Raw genomic sequence first — 21,361 nt, 5'->3', positions numbered from 1 at the left:
ACTTTGAAAAATAAATTGAATATTTTTGAAAAATTTAGTGATACAGTCTATTTTCAATATTTTTACTATAACACGATTATAATTGTATCATATTAATATTTTACGATTTTCTACCCGCAGGCATTTTTTTAGCATAACCTTCTTTGTTCTCTTGTTTCACTCGAGCAATTACTAAAGCATCCGAAGGTGCATTCTCTGTAACAGTAGTTCCTGCAGCAACCACAGCACCATCACCTATTTCTAAAGGAGCTATTAAGTTTGAGTTACACCCTATAAATGCATCGCTTCCTATTTTTGTTCTATATTTATTTTTACCATCGTAGTTTACAGTAATTGTTCCACAACCAATGTTTGTATTACTTCCTACTTCAGTATCACCTAAGTAACTTAAATGAGCTGTTTTAGATCCATCACCATAAGTAGTATTTTTTAATTCTACAAAGTTACCAACTCTTACATGTTGACCTAATTCACAATTATTTCTAATGTGAGAATATGGACCAACGCTAGTATAATCACCAATTTTCGAATCGCTAATAGTTGAAGATAAAACTTTTACTCCATTTCCAATCTGTGCGTTTTCTAAGTATGAATTAGGTTTAATTTGACAATCTTCTCCAATTACAGTATTAGATTTAATTGTAACGTTTGGATAAATTGTTGTATCACGACCAATTACAGCATTAGGTGCAATATAAGTGTTTGTAGGATCTACTAGAGTAACTCCTGCTAGCATATGTTTAGTATTAATTCTATTTCTCATAACATTTTCAGCATAAGCTAACGCTACTCTATCGTTTACACCAAATGTTTCATCAAAATCATCACATAAATATGTTTCAATAATTTCTTTTTGTTCACGGATTAATGCTAGTACATCTGGAAGATAATACTCACCTTGATTATTATCATTCTTAACTTTTTCTAACATTTCAAATAATAATTTATTATCAAAGCAATAAATTCCTGAGTTAATTTCTTTTATTTTTTTCTCTTGTTCTGTTGCATCTTTTTCTTCAACAATTTTCACTAACTTTCCATTCACATCACGAATAATACGACCATAAGCAAATGGATCATCAGCTATTGCTGTTAATACAGTTGCTTTTGCATTTGTATTCTCATGGTGATCTAGCATACTATTAATAGTCTCTGGACGAATTAAAGGAGTATCTCCATACATTACAATAGTCGTACCCTCTTTATCTTTTAATTCATCTTTGGCTACTTTTACAGCATGAGCTGTTCCTAATTGTTCTGCTTGTAAAACAAATTTTGTTCTATCTCCTAGCACCTCTTTAACTCGTTCTGCACCATGACCAACTACAGTTATTACCTCTTGCATTTCTAAATCATTAAGGCTATCTAATACAAGTTCTACCATCGTTCTATCACAAACTTTATGCAATACTTTATATAGTTTTGATTGCATTCTAGTTCCTTTTCCAGCTGCAAGAATTACTGCATATCTATTATTACTCATTTTCAACATCCTCTTTTTCTACTTGTCTTAATTTTTCAATAACATTCCCTAATTTTACATCGAAAGTTCCGTTAAATTCGTCAATATTTTCAATTTTTGAAAGGTATAAGTAATCATCTTCATGTTCTCTTGGCGAATCAAAACACTGTGTGATTATTACTTTACCAACAACATTAACATCAAACTCATTCATAAGACTCTCCATACCCGTAAGGACTCCTCCTCCTCGCATGAAGTCATCAACTAATAGCACTTTTGAACCAGTATTTAGACTTCGTTTAGATAAAATCATTGTTTCTATTTTCTTGGTAGATCCTGAAACATAATTTATCGCAACAGTAGTTCCTTCTGTAACCTTATTATCTCTTCTTATAATAATTACAGGTTTATTTAATATTGAAGCTATGGCATAAGCTACTGGAATACCTTTTGTCGCAACAGTTACCACTGCATCCACTTCTTTATTTTTATAGACAGTAGCAACTACTCGGCCTAACTTATTCATCAGACTAGGATCACCTATTATGTCTGACATAAAAATATAACCACCTGCTAACAAACGATTTCCATCATTAATTTTATCAAGAAAACTACTAAGAATTTCTTTAGCATCTTCTTCTACTAAAGTCGGTGTAAAGATAACACCTCCACTTACTCCTGCTAAAGTTTTAACTTCTCCAATGTTTTCTTCTTTGAAACCATTTTTTATTATATGTATATCCTCACTTATTGAAGATTTAGCTTGATTAAATTTTGAAACGAAATACGTTAATGGAATTAATTTATTCGGATTATTTAATAAATACTCCGTCATCACTACTATTCTTTCACTTCTCTTTAACTTCATCTTATACTCCTTACATTGTATAAACGGTAACTTTACCACAGATTATACAATCAATATATTTTATTCGTATATTATATGTATATAATACCACTATTGTTCGGAATAGTAAAGGGTATACAATAATTTTTAAGTTGATTTTAATTAACTAAACTTTTTATCACATCATCTATAATAAAGAGAAGATAGCTTTATTAAACTATCTTCTCTTTTTCTTTTTATTTTTCTTTCCAAACTTCTAAAGTTCGTATTTGATTTTCTTCTACTTTTCTCACAACAAAAGTTAATTTATCAATAGAATACACAGCTCCAACTTTCGCTTCATATTTTTCTAAATAAATATATGCCCCTATTGTATCAACTTCTTCATGCGGAAGGTGAGCATGGAATAATGCATTGACATCTTGGATTGGTACCCAACCATCAATTAAATAATGTCCATTTTTTAATTTTTTAACTAAACTTTGCTCATCTTCATCGAATTCATCTCGGATTTCACCAGTAATTTCTTCAACTATATCCTCTAATGTAACTACTCCACTAGTCCCACCATATTCATCAGTAATAACAATCATATGCTCTCTGTTTTGCTTAATTGTTGCTAATACTTGAGAAATCGGTGTATGTTCGAATATTTTTATTGCTGGTGTAATATACTCTTCTAAATCTTTAGTGTTCTCTAGCGGTTTATCAGCAAATAATAGCTTTTTAACATTTAAAATACCAAGAATTTTATCTTTATCCCCATCTTCGATTACCGGGTATCTAGTATATTCTTCTTGTTTTAATTGTCTCATGATAATTCCTAGAGAGTCACTCATATCTATTGCTTCAACCTCTGTTCTAGGTGTCATAATTTCCTTAGCAATTTTATTATCAAATTCGAATACTCTCTCTACATAACGATACTCTACGTCATTAATTTGACCATGTGCTCTTGAAGATTTCATTATTGTCCTCAATTCTTGTTCACTGTGAATATCATCGTGTTCAGATGCTGGTTCATATCCAAACATTTTTGCTATAACATTCGCTAATGAATTGAGTAGCCATACTAACGGACGCATCACTTTATCGAACATATACATCGGCCAAGCAACTCTCAGACAAGTTGTTTCTGCAGATTGAATTGCTATAGTTTTAGGAACCAATTCACCTAAAACCACATGTAATAACGTCATAAATCCAAATGACACTACTAACGATATCGTATGTGTTACCGCCTCATTTAGATGTAATAACTCGAATATAGGATTAAATAATGAGTGGAATGTTGCTTCCCCTATCCAACCAAGTCCTAACGAAACAATCGTTATACCTAGCTGCGTAGCAGATAAATAATGATCCAATTGCTCAACCATTACCGCCAAAATTTTTGCTGTTTTATTTCCAGATTCAACTAATTCATTTACCCTTGTGGGTCTAAGCTTAACAAGTGCAAATTCAAACATTACAAATATTGCCGAAGCAACAAGTAATAATACAATTATTAATATTTTAATTAAGATACTGAGATCCATATAGTTTCAATTTATCCTCTTTCCTTATTTTTTATCATTAATAAATAATTTTACTACATATAAACTTTTTTTTCAATTATTATACTACCTATAAGTTCTATCTCTATTTCTAATTTTTTAATAATTCTTATTGTTGGATATTTCCTCTTTCGAGTGATACTATATTAAGTAATTGAAAACGCTAAAATAGGAGATTACTATGAGCAACGAAATAAATTTTAAAAATTTTTGGTCTAAAAAAATAAACTACATTAATAATATTCACATCGACTATAATATAGAGCAGACCAAGTTTTCGAAATTTAAAAATATAGAATTTTATAACTTAACTTTTAATAGCTACGATAATTCAAAAATCTACGCTAAATACATAAAAAACATTAAATTTAGAACCAAATATCCAAATAGACCCATCCCTATTCTATTTTATTTCCACGGATATCCCGCTTCGAGTAGAAACTGGTTAGAAAAATCTGCTTTCTCCTCTTTGGGGTATGATGTGGTTGCTATAGATTTTAGAAATCAAGGCGGTTTAAGTAAAGATAATGGAAATTCCTCCCCTTCAGTGTTTGGTCACCTTACAGTAGGAATCGATGAGAGTATTCAAAATATGATATTTTACAAAAACATTTTAGATACTTTGTTACTTTCTAGAATTATTACATCTTTCGAAGGAGTTGATTCTAATAATATTGTTACCTACGGTGCTTCTCAAGGTGGAGCATTTTCAATAATATTTGCTGCTTTAAATAAAAATGTAAAAAAATGTATAAGTCTATATCCTTTCCTTTCAAACTTCAAAGCTATTTATGAACTCGACAATAGAAATAATGCTTATACAGAATTTACTCATCATGCACGCTGGTTTAACACAAAAGGAAGCAATACTAAAGACTTTTTAAACAAGCTTTATTACATCGATACTATAAATTTTGCAAAACTTTTGAAATGTAATGTATTATTCGGAATTTCTAATCTCGATGTTGATTGCCCTAAAGAAACCCAACAAAATATTTTTAATAATATAAAAAGTAATAAAAAAGTTATAGTTTATAAAAAGTACTATCACGAAAATATTCCAAGCTTCAATGATGAAGTAGTTAACTTCTTACTAAATACATAATGGGAGTATATAATGAAATTAGAGAAATATAGAAAACTAAATTATACAGAACAATTATTGCATGTTAAGCATCCATTTGTTCAATATAAAAAAAATAATTTTAAAGGAATAGATAATTCTAATATTGAATTAGATATAGTTACTCCAAATACCGATATCAAGGGAGTGATTATCGACTTTCCTGAATTTAAAGTGAAAAATAAAGATTACTTATCATTAACTAAATACAGTATGTTAGACTACGCTCTAGTATCTTTACATATTAGAGGCCAAGCTGGAAATAGTGAAAACAATACTCCTTGTTCTCATTTTCCATTTTTAGATAATAGTTATGAGTTTCCATATTATAAGCTGGTGTTTCAAGATGCTCTTGATACTTTACAAATAATTGAATTATTATTTCCGAATAAAGATATATATGCAACTGGAGTTGGACAAGGTGCCGCTATTTCCCTAGTATGTGCTAGTTATTACAATTCAATCAAGGAACTATTTATTTCTGATTGTTCTCTCTGTGATCTAAAAAATACTTACATTCAAAACAAGAAAAATCCAATCTTTAGAAAAATATATAATTTTGAAATTGATTTTCCAGATAAAATAGACTATCTATATAAAACACTAGACTCAATTGATATAATTGATATTAGTAGCTCCATCTCACAAAAAGTACACTATGGACTTTCATATCTAAGTCCTAAAACTCCACATTCTGCACAATTAAAATTAATTGAATCACTAAAAAATATTGAAATCCAGCATTATAAATTTTTAGATTATAAAAAAATATTCCAACATCAATTTGATGATTATATACTTGAAATACTCTCAAATAAATAAAAAAGAATCGACAGAAAACAGAATTCCGTCGATTCATTATTTTTAATACGATTAGCTTAATCTACCTTTTAACTTCATGTTTTTAACAATTTTTTCAATAGAATTTACATAAGCAGCTTTTCTCATTGGGATATCAAATCTTTCTTTCATTTCCCAAATATCATTAAATGCTTTTGTCATTACTCTTGCTTGTTTTTCTACTACTTCTTCTTCTGTCCAGTAGTAACCTTGTAAGTTTTGTACCCATTCAAAGTAAGATACAGTAACACCACCACTATTTGCAAGAATATCAGGAATTACAACCACACCTTTTTCTCGTAATACTTTATCACCTTCTAGTGTAGCAGGACCATTAGCTCCTTCTGATATAATAGGCGCTTTAATTAAATCAGCTTCCTTAGCATCAATTGCATTTTCTAAAGCACATGGACAAAGAACATCTACATCTAAAGCCCAAAATTCATCTAAAGTTAAACGTTTTGTATTTGGTAATTTATGGAATCTAACTTTATTATCTTTACATTCTTGAAGTTCAGCATATGATAAACCATCTTCACGATATACAGCATATTGAATTCCATCATCATCACGTTCAGTTACAGCAACTACTTTAGCTCCAAAGTTTATAGCAGTTTTTACTGTATAGCTACCTACATTACCAAATCCTTGAACAGCAAACTTAGCTCCTTGTGCAGATTTCCCTAATTTTTCTAATGCCAATTTCGCAGCAAGAGCCACCCCATATCCAGTTGCTTGCGTTCTTCCTAATGAACCACCTAGTTCTAATGGTTTACCTGTTAAAGTACCAATTCCTTGCTCACCAGTTAAAACATTAAATTCATCAATCATCCATGACATTATTTGACCATTTGTATTTACATCTGGTGCTGGAACATCTTGTTTTTCACCTAGATATTTGTAAATTCCTCGAATATATCCTCTAGAAAGTCTTTCCAGTTCTCCTTTAGACAATTCTTTTGGATCTACGATAATACCACCTTTACCTCCACCATATGGCAGATTTGCAACGGCACATTTGAACGTCATCCAAATAGACAATGCTTTAACTTCATCACCTGTTACAAGTGGGTGAAATCTTAAACCACCTTTTGTAGGTCCGATTGCATCATTATGTTGTGAACGGAATCCTTTGAAGTATTTTACTTCACCATTGTCCATTCTAACTGGAATAGATATTTCAAAAAATCTTTGTGGATCTTTTAGTGATTCATATACTTCTTCTTTGTACCCTAAAACTTCACAAGCACCTTTTATTTGTTCTCTTGCGTTAACCAATGGATTGTTATTCATAATTACTACATCTCCTTAAATTGTTATTTTACACTTTTAATGTAATATCTTCTTAGTTAATTATATCAAATACAACATACTTTTGTAAACGTTTTTGTTCTTCGTTTTTCTTATTTATATTTTTAATTTCCAATGTAAATTTCTCATAAAAAAAGCTAATGATAACAATATGTCTATCGTTATCACTAGCTTTTTATAACAATTTTTTTTCAAAAAAACTATATGGAGAAGATTACTGTATATTAATATAGTCTATCACTCTATTTCGCATCATACCATGAAGATCCGCTACTCGCTTCTGCTTTAAGCTGAACATCTAAATTAGCCGCTTCTTCCATAATTTTAATCATTTCTTTTGTAAACTCTTCTTCTATATCTTTATTTACATCGAAGATCAACTCATCATGTACTTGCAATAATAATTTTGCATCTACATTTGTTTTTTCTAAATACTCAAATACATTAACCATAGCTATTTTTATAATATCCGCAGCAGTACCTTGAATCGGTGAATTCATCGCAATACGTGCATTCAGATTAGCTACAATCTTGTTTTTAGCATTAATATCCGGTAATGCTCTTCTTCTATTGAATAATGTTTCTACATAACCGTGTTCTTTTGCAAAATCTACAATATCAGTCATATATTTATCAACACCTTTAAATGTTTCTAAATATTTATCGATAAATTCTTTCGCACGTTTTCTAGTAATACCTAAATTATTAGATAAACCAAAATCAGAAATTCCATAAACAATACCAAAGTTAACAGCTTTAGCTTCTCGACGCATTGAAGATGTTACTTCATCAAGGCTCACTCCATTAACATCACTAGCTGTTTTAGTATGAATATCCACATCATGCTTAAATGCATCTATCATTCCTGCATCTTGAGCAATATGAGCCAAAACTCGAAGCTCTATTTGAGAATAGTCAATAGATAAAATTACTCTATCGTCAGAAGCTGGAACAAATGCTTTTCTAATTTTTTTACCTTCTTCGATTCTTGTAGGAATATTTTGAAGATTAGGATTTACTGAAGATAAGCGTCCTGTTTGAGCTAATGTTTGCTCGTAACGTGTATGGATTTTCCCTTCACGAGTGATATCTTTAACTAACCCTTTTGCATAAGTTGAGTTCAATTTTGTAATGGTTCTATATTCCATAATTAATGGAATAATCTCATGACTATGTTGAAGTTGTTCTAACACTTCTACAGCTGTAGAATATCCAGTCTTTGTTTTCTTAATTGGTGGTAAACCTAAATCTTCAAATAACACAACACCTAGCTGTTTAGGTGAAGCAATATTAAATTCAGAACCAGCTAAAGTATATATACTAGATTCCAATGTTTTAATTCTCTCGTCAAACTCAGCACTCATTTCCTCAAGAGCTTTCTTACTAACATGTATTCCTTCAAATTCCATATTAGCTAATACTTTAGCAACTTTAATCTCTATGTCTTTATATAAATCCGTCATATTCTCTTCATCAAGTTTTTCTTCCAGCAATAGTTTCATAAGTGAAATACTCTCTGCAATTTCTGCTATATACGGATTAATAACTTCTTGAACTGGTAAAGTTCGTTTCGCTCCCTTACCATACACTTCTTCGTCACTACTTATTATTTTCCCAAGATAGTTAAAGACGATTTTATCAATTTCAGTTTTTGCATTCACATCAATCAGATAAGATACAATTTTCACATCGAAAACTTCTCCGTTAATATCCACACCATTTCTCTTAGCTATAAATAAAATCTTTTTAAAATCATAAACTGTTTTAGCCAATTCACTTTGAAGATATTCTACTACAAATTCATTAGTGAAAAATTGTTCTTCACTAAAAATATAAGCTGTTCCTTCTTTGTAAACTACTATTCCTACCACATCTGAATTATGATAGTCCTCTGTATAACACTCTACATGTAGAGCACTATCAGTAAAATCTATTTTCGTATTTTTATCCGCTAAAATAATATTAATTTCTTTTTTTGGAGTAACTGTTTCTTCATTAGCTACATCTACATCTTCAGTAGAAGTTTCTTGTGATAATTTTCTTAAAAATGAAACAAACTCTAATTTTTCAAACAACTCTCTTTTAAGTTCAATATTTTCACTATAAGTTAAATCTTCTAACTTATTATCGACTGGAACTTCTGTATAAATAGTTGCTAATTTTTTACTTAACAGGGCATCTTCTCGACCTTCTGTTAGACGTTCTTTAAGTTTTTTCCCACTAATATTATCAATATTTTCTAATACATTCTCTACAGTTTTATATTCGGTTAATAATTTTATGGCAGTTTTTTCACCTACTCCAGCAATCCCTGGGATATTATCGCTCTTATCTCCCATAAGGCCTTTCATGTCAACGATCTGTTCTGGGGTTAATCCGTATTTTTCAGCAATAAATTCTGGTGTATAATAATCTATATCAGTAACACCACGTTTAGTATAATAAATAGTTATATTCTCACTAGCAAGTTGAGTTAAGTCCTTATCTCCAGTTACTATTATAACTTCCAAGCCTTCTTTTTCGGCAATTTTAGCGTAACTACCGATAATATCATCCGCTTCATAATCAAAGTGTTCTTCATACTTTATTCCATATGAATCCAGAAGTTCTCTAACATAACCGAATTGCTCCACTAACTCACTAGGAGTTTTATCCCTAGTACCTTTGTACGCTTCATAACTTTGGTGTCTAAAAGTTTGTTTTCCTTTATCAAAGGCAACTAATGCATACTTTGGATTAGTATCCGCTAATATTTTTTCTAACATTAGTGTAAATCCATAAACACTATTAGTATATAGACCTTTTTTATTTTTTAAAGCTGGCATAGCATAAAAAGCACGATAACTTAAGCTATTCCCATCTATTAATATTATCTTATCCATTTAATTCTCCTAATTCTCATTCTAAAACTATAAAATAGTACGACTCGAAAATCACTATTCAAAACAGCGATTTTTGAGTCGCTAAAAATATTATATTTTTCATAGAAAAAATTTTGATAATAGATTTTCTTATTACTATTTTTATAATAATTTATATATTGTTTCTATCTTTTTCTTCCAAGAATGTTGTTCGATTTCTTCTAATAAATAAGTTGGAATCGCTCGCTCTTTTCTTGTTCTTTCTATCATAACTTCTAAAGTTTCTACTAGTCTTTCTACAAAAGCTGGCTTTTCTTCTTCTACTGCTTTATCAGTATCATAAATAGTCGGCATTTTTACATACTCAATTATCTCAGAATTATTTATTTTTTCTCCAAGAAATTCTATAAGTCCCTCTATCTCAGTAGCAACTACTCTAAGACCGCTTCCTAATGCCTCTACTGCGATTAATCCCAGTCCCTCGAAATAAGAAGGTAGTATAAATATATCTTTATGGCGCATAATCTCACCTAGATGCACTTGATCAACAGCATTATAAATTCTTATTCGCTTAGAATCACCTACTAAAGATTCAACTCTAGGCCTATCTTCCTCTTTCAAATTCCCTATTAATTCTAATTCTACTTTAGTCTCTTTTTTCTCTAATAATCTAAAAGCTTTAATTAATTCATAAAAACCTTTTGACTCGTCAAATTTTCCTGCATATAAAATTTTCACATTATCATGTTTTTCATATTTTTCCACAGGATAAAAAATCTTGTCATTATATCCCGCACCAATATTCACAATTTTTTCTACAGGATAACTATAAATATTAGCTATTCCATCTATAACACCACTACTTAATGCCAATATTTTATCTAATTTTCCAAGACTTTTTACGTATTTATCTTTCATTGTAGGATTTTTTTCAGCTTGTCTTATATCCGTATTATGACATACACCTAGAACTTTTACATTTTCAAAAATATCACAAACCATAGAACTCAAGATCCATAAATGATGTGTAATTACTACATCTGGTTTAAATGTTTCTCTAGCTTGAATCAATTTTTCACGAAAAGCCTTTTGCCAAGATTCAATCATTTCATCTGTCATATTTTTATATAGTGTATTATCATACGGCATAATATCACTCATTCCAACAATCGGAAAACTGACATCTTTCCCTTGAAATTCAACTTCAAATTTTTCGTCTACAAAGTTAAAATTATACTCTGGTGTCGTAGCATAAATAGCAGCCTGCTCTATGTTAAATCCCTTTAATCCATCTATAACATTAGTAAAATATACCCCACTTCCTGTTTTTATCGGAAGTTGAGCTAACACATGTAAAATCCTCATTTTTTTATCCTCTGTTTTATATTTTCCATCATCTCTATTATAACCTAATTTATATATTTTTTATAGTAAACGCATTAAATTAATATAATAGAACGCAAAAATAAAGAGTAACTCATAAAATAAGATTATTTAAAAATCTATTTTACCTAGTTACTCTCAAATTTGATTGAAAATTATTATAAACGATAACCTATCGTTTTTTAAATTCTATCCTCAAGCGCTACAAGTCGCAGCTTCTTTTTCATCTTGACTTTCGATATAGTCGCTTTTGTTATAAAATGCATTTCTATAACTAGCAGTATTAAATGGTTCAATTAAATTGATAATTGTATATCCATCTAAACCAAGTTTCTTACATACCGCTTTACTTAGCTCAGGTTTGTCGCTATAAACAAAAATTTCTGAAGACATATCTAATTTTTCGATTACACTGTCGACTTCTTCAGGTGAAACTTTAATTTCTTCATCACTTAGAACTTCAGATCCAAGATTTAAGAATTGTTTATTTTTGCTTGCTGAAATACGATATTTGAATTCTGATAATAAAGCATTGCTATAGATAGCTTTTCCATAGTCATATTGTTTTATACCATCACCAATATGAAGTTTTGTGAATCCACGTTCTCTAAGCAACTTCTCAGTAGCACGTGATGTTACATCGACTACACAATATAAAATTATATCTTTATCCTTGTAGTCATCAAGCACATCGCTACCATTTTTAAAAAGCTTAATTGGAAGATTCACGGCATTTATAGCGTGACCTCTTGCATATTCTTTTCGCCAACGAACATCAACTACTAAAGCTTCTTCAAATGTTTTCTTCTCAACATCAGCTCCAGCAATTCTTCCTGGTTTTCCTTTTAGCAATTTAAGCCAAAATGCATATAATCCAAATATAATAATTAATAATACAATTACTATAATTAAGAATATTTTCATTATGTTTACTCCTTTCATCATATAATTATATTTTATCATACATTTTGTATTTTTAATATTAAATTGTATTAATAAAATATTTTTTTGATTTTTTTTGTAATTAGGAGTAAAATGTTGATATAGACAAAATTTTCGAAAGGAGATTTGGATGAAAATTTCAAAAATTAGTAAAATTGAGAATAAAAATTTAAGAATCGAATCATCCTTATTAATCGATGGAATTTTAGTAGGTTTAGCTGCAGGTATTGTCGGTGCTAGTTATAGACTTCTTATCGGTTATAGTGAGAAACTTGTTCATTATACAGCCGATTTTATTAAAACTGGATTTATATATAAAATAGGTCTTTTACTAATTTTAATCTTACTTGCCTTGTTTTCTGGCTTTTTATTAAAACGTGAACCGATGGCTAGTGGAAGTGGAATCCCTCAAGTTTCTGCAGAAATTACAGGTAGATTAAATTCAAATCCATTACGAGTTCTAATTTATAAAATAACTGGTGGATTAACGGCAAGTCTCGGTGGTTTATCACTTGGACGTGAAGGTCCCTCTATTCAACTAGGAGCAATGAGTGGTAAACTAGTATCTAGAATATTAAAAAAAGATAGTGTAAAAGAAAAGTATCTTATTACTTGTGGTGCTAGTGCTGGTCTATCCATTGCTTTTGGCGCTCCACTTGCTGGTGTTTTATTTTCTATAGAAGAAGTACACAAACAAATAACTAAAAAAATTGTTATTTGTTGTTTCAGTGCTGCTGTAGTTGCAAATATAGTTGGGCAATATATTTTTGGACTTACCGCTATTTTTAAATTCCCTGAAATACCCTATGTTGAAGTAAGCATTTATCCTTGGGTTGTTTTATTAGGAATCTTATTAGGTTTATTTGGAACATTTTATAATGTTACTATAAAAATACTTTTCAAAATTTATGAATATTTCAAACTTAATATAGTATTTAGACCTCAAGTAGCATTTATAATCTCATTTGGACTATTTATTTTTTATCCAATAGTACTTGGTAGTGGTCATAGTTTAGTAGAATTTCTGATAGAAAATAAATTTAGCTTTATGTTTTTAATAACCTTATATTTCATAAAAACTCTATTTTCACTTGTTTCATTTACATCAGGAGTCGCAGGTGGTATATTCTTACCAATATTAATACAAGGTGCAGTACTTGGAACATTATTCAGTAACTTTTTTGACGCTAAATACACTGCATTATTTGTAATACTATCTATGTCAGGTTACTTAACTGCAATTGTACGAAGCCCAATTACTTCAATAATTTTATTATTCGAAATGACTCAAAAACTAAATTACTTCCTACCCATCGCTCTTTGTTGTCTATTCGCATATATCACAGCAAATATCCTTGGAACAAAACCTGTTTACGAATATTTACTTGACCGCATTTTAACTAGTAATAAACTAGGAGACGATGAACTAGAAATGGAAGTAGAAATTCTAACTACTATATCAAACGATAGTTCATTAATAGGAAAAGAAATTCGTGAAATCGATTGGACAAAAGGTGCTCTTGTCTCACATATTGAGCGCTCTGGTCGTGAAATCGTGCCAAAAGGAAGTACAATTTTAGAAGCAAACGACAAACTTACCGTCATTATGCCAAAAGAGTGTGTAGATTTATTTTTAAAGCAATTTAGTGATTAAAAAAAATGAGCTTACTCAAAAGCTCTAAATTAAAAAAAGTGTATATGAAAATTCAAATACACAGTAATTTATCGATATCCAATAAACTTTATGGGAGTGACTCGACAAAATCAATTTCTTCGAAATTACGATTTTGTCGAATCACTCCCAGATTTTATTTTATAATACATTAAAATGCTTTAGAGCATGAGTAATTCCATCATCATCTACACTAGTTGTAATGTAATCAGCTATTTCTTTAACATTATCACCTGCATTTTCCATTGCGATACCAATTCCTGCATGTTTTAACATATCTATATCATTTCCACCATCACCAAAAGCCATAGTTTCTTCTAATTTAATACCAAAATAAGAAATAATCGCATCAATTCCAGTATTTTTCCCACCATCTTTTGGAATTATATCTGTAAAATGAGTTGTCCAACGTGCTGCTTTTGAATTAGGCATATAAGCTAAGAATCCCGCTTCTTCCTCTTCAGAGACAAATACATTAAGTTGATATATTTTTTCACTAACAGCCTTATCGTAAGCTAGTGGATCTTCTTTAAATCTTTCTGGATCTCCCAATTCATCTTCCAACCATTTAACTCTTGAGTTTTTCAGATTCATGAAAGCTCCATCTAATAAAGCAAAATCACAAGCTATATTATTCTCCTTAAAATAAGGAAGGACATTTTTTATATCCTCTTTTGATAAAATCTTATCATTTAAAACTTCTCCAGATTCTAAATAACAATACTGTCCATTTATTGTAATATATCCATCAAATTTAAAATCTAACAAATCATTTAAAAATGTCGTATGAAATGGTGCTCTTCCTGTTGCTATAAAAATTTTAATTCCTTTTTCTTTTAACTTTCTTAAAGTATTTGCAGTGTTTTCCGGAATAGTTTTAGTTTTAAAACTTCTTATCGTTCCATCAATATCAAAAAAAATCGCTTTTATATTCGTCATTCTTATTCTCCATATTTATTTAAATCAACTACACTATTTCTTGTTTTCAAATCATAACCAATTAATAGTTTCATAGCTGTCTCTTCTTTTTTTATAACATTAAGTAACATGCTAACTGTTTGCTTCGCTGCATCTTTTAAATCAAATTTTATAGTTGTTAATGGGGATTTTAATAAAGCAGATGAAGTGTAATCCCCAAACGCAGCAACTGAATAATTTTCACCAACACTTAAACCTTCTTCTTCAAGAGCCTTCATAGCACCATAAGCTAGATTGTCAGTAGCACAAATCAAACAACTGTCAGCCTTCAACTGTTCTATATTTTCTTTTACAACATCGTATGCTTCTTCCATACCAAAATTACTGATAAGTATATTTTTAGGACTTAAACCATACTTTTCTAAAGTTCTTACTACCCCTAATTTTCTATAGTAACCTACAGCAATATCATCTTCACTTACCCCTAAGTAAGCAATTTTCTTATGCCCACTAGCTAGAACATAATTTGTTAAATCTCTAGCAGCATTGAAATCATTATATTCAACACTATAAGTATATTCCCCTTCTTGCCCTAACATTACAACAGGAACATCTACAGATTTTATTGTATCTTCATACGTTTTGCTCATCGTTGTTGGTAATAAAATTATCCCATCAACGTTCATCCTCGCTAATTTCTTAATATATTCCAATTGTTTGTTTTCATCAAAATTAGCATTCATTATTAGTGTTTCATAATTATTTTCTTTTAATTCTTTATCTAGATATTTTAAAGTATTTCCACTTACAAAAGAATGTAAACATGGTACTATCACACCAATAATTTTACTATCCGTACTTTTTAACGCCTTGGCAAAAGTATTCGGCGTATAATTGTATTTATCAACTATTTCTTTAATTCTCTCATGAGTTTCTTTTTTTAAATTTCCACCATTAAAATATCTAGAGACAGTAGTAGTACCTACTCCAGCCATTTTTGCTATATCTACTATTGTCAGTTTCTTCATAGATTACCTCCTTAAGTCACAACTTTAATTATATACGATTAGAGTAAATAAATAAAGAATTATATAAGAACAATTTTAGAAAATATCTTCTATTAATTTTTATTATTTTATTGAATACTACTACATAAAAAAATGAACTCAAAAATACAATAATTAAATTATTCTAATACAATTTCACTAGAATAAAACTCTGTATTTCTTATAAACATTGCTATGATAGTGGTTATCTATTATAAAAATAATCCCCTAGTTTCTACCATCACATCTACAACATTAAACTGTATCATTACAGAGTTGAAGATTTCTGTTAACAGATTGACAAACACTATCAAACAAGCACTGAACAATATAAACATTTTTTTCAAAAAAATTAAACATAGCTCTTGAAATCCTTTTCCGAAAGTGGTATAGTTTACCTTGGAGGTATATTATGATAGTTCAATTAAAAAACGTATCAAAACAATATAAAGACGCTAACTTCAAACTAGAAAATATATCATTTGATATTAATAAAAAAGAAGTTATTGGAATTATCGGTAGAAATGGTACAGGTAAAAGTACAATTCTTAAAATGATAAACGGTATTGTTTCATATGATAGCGGAGATATTCTTTATAAAAACTCTTCTATTAAAAATATGGATCCAAGTACCCTTAGAAATACAAGAAAAAATCTAGCCTACATATTCCAACACTCTAATCTTATTGATAACAAAAGCGTATATTATCATTTGAGTTTAGTGTACAAATTAAATAAGGTTTCTGTTGATAAAAAGAAAATAGATGATATTCTCGAATTCATGAATATTACAAGACTTAAAAATAGTCTTTGTGGTAGCCTAAGTGGTGGAGAACAACAAAAAGTTGCTATCGCTATGGCACTGCTACAAGAACCAGAAGTTCTACTTTGCGATGAAATCAGTTCAGCATTAGACACTAATAGTGAAAAAGAAATATTTGCACTATTAAATAAATTGCGTACAACAACTGACATTTCAATAGTTATGATTTCTCACAGCTTATCATTACTTAAAAACTTTTGTGATCGAGTAGTAGTTATTGATGATTCTACAATAAAAGATATTGTCGTACCTAATAAAAATGCAAAAGACGATTACGATAGTAATTACTATAACTACGTAAAGGAGTTTTTATTAAATGATTGATTTATTTAAAGCCAATTATGATGGTATTATGAAAGCATTTTGGGAAACTAACTATATGATGATTTACTCAATGTTAACAGTATTTTTCATTTCACTGCCATTAGGTATTATGCTTTTTGCTTTCAGTCGTGATTATTTACTAAAAAATAGAGCAGTTTATGAAGGACTTAGTATTTCTCTTAATGCCCTACGTAGTGTTCCATTTCTAATATTTGTATTCATATTAATCCCTGTAAATAGATTTCTATTTAAAACATCATTTGGAAATATTGCAGCAATCTTGCCTCTTACACTTGTCGGTGTAAGTATTTATGCTCGATTTGTTGAACAAGCATTAATAAACGTTCCTAAAAAGATTGTAGATAGAGCTATAAGTATGGGAGCTACAAAAATTCAAATTATTAGATATTTCTTACTACCTGCTACAATGGATAACTTAATTTTATCATTCACCTATACTACTATTAGTTTATTAGCTTATACAACAGTAATGGGTGTAATTGGAGCCGGTGGTCTTGGAGAATTTGCCTTTAGATATGGGTACCAAGAATACAATTATGATCTAATGTATTTAATAGTAATAATATTTATTATATATGTATTTATTATTCAATCTATAGGTTATGGATTAGCTAAACGTTTTACAAACAAGAAGGAGAAATAGATTAATGAAGAAAGTATTATCTATTGTTGCTAGTCTTTTAGCTCTTGTGCTTGTGTTAACAGCATGTTCAAGTAAAACTAGCGATAAAAAAGAAGATAAAAAAGAAAACAAAACAATTAAAGTTGCTGCTCATGTCCCACCATTTACTGACATGTTAGAATTAGTTAAAGAAGATTTACAAAAAGAAGGATACACTCTTGAAATTGTAAAAGTATCTGATAACGTTCAAGCTAACGTTGCGTTAGCAAACAAAGAAATCGATGCTAACTTCTTCCAACACGAACCATTCATGAAACAGTACAACGAAAAAAATAAAACTAACTTAGTTGCTGTGGCGAAAGTTTATAATTCTATCCCAGCATTCTACTCAAAAACTGTCAAAAATATTAAAGATCTTAAAGATGGTGCTGATGTAGCTATTCCATCTGATGCATCTAACATGGCTCGTGCATTAAGATTATTAGCTCACGGTGGATTAATTACATTAAATGATCCTAACAGCTATAACGTTACTGTAAAAGACATTAAAGATAATCCAAAACATCTTAAATTTACAGAAGTTGGTCTTTTAAACTTAAGTGATGCATATGCGGAAAAAGATTTAGTTTTCAACTATCCAACTTACATTGCTAAATTAAACCTTACACCAATGAAAGATGGACTTCTAATGGAAGACAAAGCTGACTTTACATACGCCGGTGTACTTGCTGCCCGTGAAGATAACAAAGACGACGCTAAAATTCAAGCAGTTAAAAAAGCTTTAACTAGTCAAAAAGTTAAAGACTTCTTACAAAAAAATTATGAAGGTAAAGCTACTGCAGCTTTCTAATAAATATATATTATTACTAATCCAAAATCTATATTATACAATCAACAACCTTACCTCTAAATAAAAAAATATACTTAATAGGAGATATATAATGAAGAAAATAATTTCATTTATCGCTAGTCTAACAGCATTATTATTAGTTTTAACAGCTTGTTCAAGCAAAACTGAAACTAAAAAAGAAGAGAAGAAAGAACCTGTTACAGTAAAAGTAGCATCTCACACTTCTCCAATGACAGACATGTTAGAAATGATCAAAGAAGATCTTAAAAAAGACGGTTACAACTTAGAAATCGTTAAAGTTTCTGATAACGTTCAAGCAAACGTTGCATTAAACAATAAAGAAGTTGATGCTAACTTCTTCCAACACAAACCATTTATGGAACAATTTAACCAAAAAAATAATGCTCACCTTGTAGCTGTTCAACCAATTTACAACGCTACTGTAGCATTCTACTCAAAAACTATTAAAGATCTTAAAGATCTTAAACACGGTGCTGATGTAGCTATTCCTTCAGATCCAACTAACCTAGCTCGCGCTTTACGTTTATTAGATCACGCTAAAGTTATTACTCTTAAAGATCCAAACAGCTTTACAGTAACTGAAGCAGATATCAAAGATAATCCAAAACACCTTAAATTCACTAAAGTAAGCTTACTAAACCTTAACGAAGCATACAATGAAAAAGATTTAGTATTTAACTACCCAACTTACATCTCTAAATTAGGATTAACTCCTGACAAAAACGGTCTTGCTCTTGAAAAAGCAGATGACTTAACATTCGCTATCTCACTTGTAGCTCGCGAAGATAACAAAGACGATGCTAAAGTTCAAGCAGTAAAAAAAGCATTAGCTAGTGAAAAAATTAAAGATTATATCAACAAAGAACTTAAACCAAAAGGACACGCTACTCCAGCGTTCTAATATAAAGTAAAAACACTTGGTAGACAATGTTTACCAAGTGTTTTTTGATTTCACTATATATCTATAAGTTAACATAATTTCCCTTTTCAATACTGTTCTATCTATCATTTATTATACTCTCAAATACCTATAATCCTTCTCTTGAACCCAAGTAAGATTTAATAACACACTACCATCTATGATTCTATCCTTTTATAACAAAAAAAGAAACTGACCTTCACATCAGTTTCTTTTGATTAATTATCTTATTTGTGTAATTCTTTTTCGAAAGCTTCTCTAACTTGTCCTACTGAGAACCCGATGATTACTTGAATAGCTTTACCGTTACGAGAAACTCCAAGAGCTCCAGAACGTTTTAAGAATGCATCATCTTTAACTAGGCTTTCATCTTTAACATTAACACGTAATCTTGTTACACAGTTAGTAACGTCTACGATGTTATCTTTACCACCTAAACCTTCAAGAATGATAAGAGCTTGGTCATCATGAGTAGCTGCATCATCTTTAACTTCTGGTTTAGCTGCTTCTTTACCTTTTTCACGGTACTCTTGTTTAGAGTAAAGTTTAGTTTCAGCATCTTCAGCTTCACGTCCAGGTGTACTTAATTGGAATTTAAGGATTAAGAATCTAAATACTAAGAAGTAGATTACAGAGAATACTAATCCAATTCCGATTTGAACGAACATTTGTGAAGAGTGGTTTTTGAACATTGGTAACCAGTTAAGAGCTAAGAAGTCGATTAATCCACTTCCGAAGTTACCTACAACTCCAAATTGATACATAGTTGCTGACATTAATGCACCTAATACTGCGTGAGTAGCGAATAACATTGGTGCTGCGAATAAGAATGTGAACTCGATTGGTTCAGTGATTCCTGTTAAGAAACCAGTAAGTGCTGCTGGGATTAATAACCCTGCTACAACTTTTTTCTTGCTGTCTTTAGCTGTTACATACATAGCTAAAGCTGCTGCTGGTAATCCAAATACTTTTGAGTTACCGTGTAATGAGAATCCACCTTGAGGGAATAACTCTTTTAATGGAGTTGAGCTTTGAGAGAACTCTTGAATGTGTTGTACCCAGTAAGCTGTGATTCCATTTTCTACTACTGCTGGTCCAAACATGAATGGTCCATAGATGAAGTGGTGTAATCCTGTTGGGATTAAAATTCTTTCTAGGAATGTGTAAGTGAATACTCCCGCAACTCCAGAAACTTTTAAGAATCCTTGTAAAGCAGCAATTCCTAATTGAACTTTTGGCCATAATAGAGCTGTTAAGAAAGCAGCTGGAATCATGATTAAGAATCCTACTAAGATTACGAATGTTGACCCTTGGAAAATTCCTAATAATTCAGGAAGTTTTTTGTCGAAGTATTTGTTGTGAATCCATACTGAGATAGATGCAATAACGATAGATCCGATGATTGAAGTATCTAAAGTAATTGCTCCAGCGATTCTTGTAATACCTGTAGGTAATTTAAGAGCAGGCGTTACATCTACACCAAAGAATTTGAATTGAGTTAAGAATCCGTTGATGAAGTAGTTATAAACCATGTAGATTAAGAACGCTTCTAATGCTGCACGACCATTTGCTTTTTTAGCAAGACCAATTGGAATACCAAGTGCGAATACTACTGGCATTTGGTTAAAGATAGTCCATCCTCCTTGCTCTACTACGAACCAGAAGTTGTACCAAAGAGTACCTTCTGCCGCGATGCTCCCTACTAGGTTAGGGTTTTTTAAGATTGAAGTTAATCCAACTACTAATCCGAAGAATGCGAATAAAATAGATGGCATTAACATCGCGCCTCCAAAGCGCTGAATTTTTTGTAACATAACATT

At 30.3% G+C, this 21,361-nt stretch carries 17 protein-coding genes; 7 read left to right on the top strand and 10 right to left on the bottom strand.

What is annotated here, in order from left to right; translation table 11 throughout:
* Positions 1-100: 100 nt before the first annotated feature.
* The 3 genes from glmU to ACWOA3_RS00470 form a co-directional block, all read right to left on the bottom strand.
* Positions 101-1,483, bottom strand: a complete 1,383-nt coding sequence (gene glmU, locus ACWOA3_RS00480; protein ID WP_003146649.1) for a bifunctional UDP-N-acetylglucosamine diphosphorylase/glucosamine-1-phosphate N-acetyltransferase GlmU — start codon at positions 1,481-1,483, stop codon at positions 101-103.
* On the bottom strand, positions 1,476-2,330 hold the full coding sequence (gene purR / locus ACWOA3_RS00475) for a pur operon repressor (RefSeq protein WP_003146651.1): 855 nt from the start codon (positions 2,328-2,330) through the stop codon (positions 1,476-1,478). Before purR ends, glmU begins: the two co-directional genes overlap by 8 nt.
* A 215-nt stretch (positions 2,331-2,545) precedes the next feature.
* A complete protein-coding gene (locus ACWOA3_RS00470; protein WP_003146652.1) occupies positions 2,546-3,847 on the bottom strand; it encodes a hemolysin family protein in 1,302 nt (433 codons plus the stop codon).
* A 199-nt stretch (positions 3,848-4,046) separates the two neighbouring features.
* Between ACWOA3_RS00470 and ACWOA3_RS00465 the strand changes: the two genes are divergently transcribed.
* Complete coding sequence (locus ACWOA3_RS00465; protein ID WP_456883769.1) at positions 4,047-4,970, top strand: alpha/beta fold hydrolase; 924 nt, start codon at positions 4,047-4,049, stop codon at positions 4,968-4,970.
* A gap of 12 nt (positions 4,971-4,982) precedes the next feature.
* Complete coding sequence (locus ACWOA3_RS00460) at positions 4,983-5,810, top strand: acetylxylan esterase (protein WP_456883768.1); 828 nt, start codon at positions 4,983-4,985, stop codon at positions 5,808-5,810.
* Positions 5,811-5,861: 51 nt separating this feature from the next.
* Here ACWOA3_RS00460 and ACWOA3_RS00455 read toward each other — a convergent pair whose 3' ends face one another.
* From ACWOA3_RS00455 to ACWOA3_RS00440, 4 genes are all read right to left on the bottom strand, one after another.
* On the bottom strand, positions 5,862-7,121 hold the full coding sequence (locus ACWOA3_RS00455; RefSeq protein WP_456883767.1) for a Glu/Leu/Phe/Val family dehydrogenase: 1,260 nt from the start codon (positions 7,119-7,121) through the stop codon (positions 5,862-5,864).
* A 260-nt stretch (positions 7,122-7,381) separates the two neighbouring features.
* Positions 7,382-10,021 (bottom strand): DNA polymerase I, encoded by a 2,640-nt coding sequence (gene polA / locus ACWOA3_RS00450; protein WP_456883766.1) that lies wholly within the window; start codon positions 10,019-10,021, stop codon positions 7,382-7,384.
* 141 nt (positions 10,022-10,162) lie between these two features.
* Positions 10,163-11,365 carry a glycosyltransferase gene (locus ACWOA3_RS00445; protein ID WP_456883765.1) on the bottom strand — a complete coding sequence of 401 codons (1,203 nt, stop codon included), beginning with the start codon at positions 11,363-11,365 and terminating at the stop codon, positions 10,163-10,165.
* Between the two features lie 213 nt (positions 11,366-11,578).
* Positions 11,579-12,307, bottom strand: a complete 729-nt coding sequence (locus ACWOA3_RS00440; protein WP_456883764.1) for a rhodanese-like domain-containing protein — start codon at positions 12,305-12,307, stop codon at positions 11,579-11,581.
* Positions 12,308-12,455: 148 nt separating this feature from the next.
* On the opposite strand from ACWOA3_RS00440, the gene ACWOA3_RS00435 reads away from it, so the two are divergent.
* Positions 12,456-13,979 carry a chloride channel protein gene (locus tag ACWOA3_RS00435; protein ID WP_456883763.1) on the top strand — a complete coding sequence of 508 codons (1,524 nt, stop codon included), beginning with the start codon at positions 12,456-12,458 and terminating at the stop codon, positions 13,977-13,979.
* A gap of 159 nt (positions 13,980-14,138) precedes the next feature.
* On the opposite strand, the gene ACWOA3_RS00430 is transcribed toward ACWOA3_RS00435, so the two are convergent.
* Positions 14,139-14,936 (bottom strand): Cof-type HAD-IIB family hydrolase, encoded by a 798-nt coding sequence (locus tag ACWOA3_RS00430; RefSeq protein WP_003146660.1) that lies wholly within the window; start codon positions 14,934-14,936, stop codon positions 14,139-14,141.
* Positions 14,937-14,938: 2 nt separating this feature from the next.
* Positions 14,939-15,943 carry a LacI family DNA-binding transcriptional regulator gene (locus tag ACWOA3_RS00425; protein WP_003146661.1) on the bottom strand — a complete coding sequence of 335 codons (1,005 nt, stop codon included), beginning with the start codon at positions 15,941-15,943 and terminating at the stop codon, positions 14,939-14,941.
* A 430-nt stretch (positions 15,944-16,373) separates the two neighbouring features.
* On the opposite strand from ACWOA3_RS00425, the gene ACWOA3_RS00420 reads away from it, so the two are divergent.
* The 4 genes from ACWOA3_RS00420 (at position 16,374) to ACWOA3_RS00405 (ending at position 19,523) form a co-directional block, all read left to right on the top strand.
* On the top strand, positions 16,374-17,108 hold the full coding sequence (locus ACWOA3_RS00420; protein ID WP_456883762.1) for an ATP-binding cassette domain-containing protein: 735 nt from the start codon (positions 16,374-16,376) through the stop codon (positions 17,106-17,108).
* Positions 17,101-17,772 (top strand): methionine ABC transporter permease, encoded by a 672-nt coding sequence (locus ACWOA3_RS00415; RefSeq protein ID WP_003146663.1) that lies wholly within the window; start codon positions 17,101-17,103, stop codon positions 17,770-17,772. The genes ACWOA3_RS00420 and ACWOA3_RS00415 overlap by 8 nt, the downstream gene beginning before the upstream one ends.
* Before the next feature lie 4 nt (positions 17,773-17,776).
* A complete protein-coding gene (locus tag ACWOA3_RS00410) occupies positions 17,777-18,601 on the top strand; it encodes a MetQ/NlpA family ABC transporter substrate-binding protein (RefSeq protein WP_442565970.1) in 825 nt (274 codons plus the stop codon).
* A gap of 91 nt (positions 18,602-18,692) precedes the next feature.
* The gene (locus ACWOA3_RS00405; protein WP_442565971.1) at positions 18,693-19,523 is read left to right on the top strand and encodes a MetQ/NlpA family ABC transporter substrate-binding protein; all 831 of its coding nucleotides are present in this window, start codon (positions 18,693-18,695) and stop codon (positions 19,521-19,523) included.
* 245 nt (positions 19,524-19,768) lie between these two features.
* Here ACWOA3_RS00405 and ACWOA3_RS00400 read toward each other — a convergent pair whose 3' ends face one another.
* Positions 19,769-21,355, bottom strand: coding sequence for an alpha-glucoside-specific PTS transporter subunit IIBC (locus ACWOA3_RS00400; RefSeq protein WP_003146667.1), 1,587 nt, complete (start codon positions 21,353-21,355; stop codon positions 19,769-19,771).
* Between the last annotated feature and the right edge of the window lie 6 nt (positions 21,356-21,361).

It is taken from the genome of Gemella taiwanensis, from assembly GCF_054054385.1.
Note: the sequence above shows the minus strand (reverse complement) of the source record. Positions and strands in the feature narration are given on the sequence as shown.